At 61.1% G+C, this 1,083-nt stretch carries 2 protein-coding genes; both read left to right on the top strand.

All coding sequences use genetic code 11. From position 1 onward, the window contains the following. Window positions 1–828 (top strand): pentapeptide repeat-containing protein (locus AC5Y4D_RS27275; RefSeq protein WP_500038767.1); only part of this gene is annotated, 828 nt, incomplete at its 5' end. A gap of 93 nt (window positions 829–921) precedes the next feature. Further along, window positions 922–1,083 (top strand): PPE domain-containing protein (locus AC5Y4D_RS27270; protein ID WP_500038768.1); only part of this gene is annotated, 162 nt, incomplete at its 3' end.

The raw sequence follows: 1,083 nt of genomic DNA, 5'->3' as shown, positions 1-1,083 counted from the left end.
GCCGGAAGTTTCAACACCGGCAGCTTCAACACCGGTGATGCCAACCCAGGCGATCTGAACACCGGAAGCTTCAACGGCGGCAGCATCAACACCGGCTTCGCCAACGCAGGCGACCTCAACACCGGTTCCTTCAACACCGGCAGCAAAAACCTCGGTTCATTCATGCTCGGCGACAGCCAAGTGGCCGACGGTTTTACCATCCCGATCGATTTCCCGGCGATCCCGATCGACCTTGTGGCGGGTACCAACGTGGCGATCCCGATCACCGGTCAGTTCGACCCGATCACCGTCTACCCGATCCTGGTCAACGTCCCAGTTGACGTGACGGGCCTTGGTCTCGCCACCATCGAGGGAATCGTCAATTCCGCAATAGTGGAACCCATCGTCATCAACCCGATCGTCCTGCTGGACGTCGTGTACGGGGCGAACGTACAGATACCCATCCAGATGACACTCCTCGGCCGGATCGACCTCACGGTGCCGGGGTTGCTCGGTATCGGAAACTCCCTCGGGTCGGTGGCGTCGGGCTTCTTCAACGGAAGTTCCAGCGGTACTTCCGGGTTCTTCAACTCCAGCGATCTGAGTTCGGGTTTCGCCAACGCCAACGGGGCGCTGACCTCGGGCTGGTACAACTCCGGATCGTTGCTGTCAGGCTTCCAGAATCTGGGGACCGCCATCTCCGGTGTGGCCAACACCAGCACGCTGGCCGCCAACACCGCGGCCTTGATCTCCGGCATCGGCAACATCGGCAACGAGGTCTCCGGCTTCTTAAACGGCCAGATGAGCGCGCTGCAAGCCGCGCTGGCGGACTGGGTGGCGACCCGATGACGTGCTTCCCGGCCCCGGGCGGTCGAGCGTTCTTCTGCAGCACTTACTACCCCCGAAAAGCTTTCCTGCAATGTAAGGAAGAGGACTGAGCCGGTGAGTTTCCTGACCTTGCCACCTGAGATCAATTCGCTGAACATGCTGCTGGGCGCGGGATCGGCGCCGATGACGTCGGTGGCGTCGGCGTGGGGTGGTCTTGCGAGCGAGTTGAATTCGGCGTCGTCGTTTTTTCAGGCGGTGACGTCGGGGCTTGTCAAT

It is taken from the genome of Mycobacterium sp. NGS67 (assembly GCF_059812185.1).
This window is presented reverse-complemented; position numbering and strand designations above follow the sequence as displayed.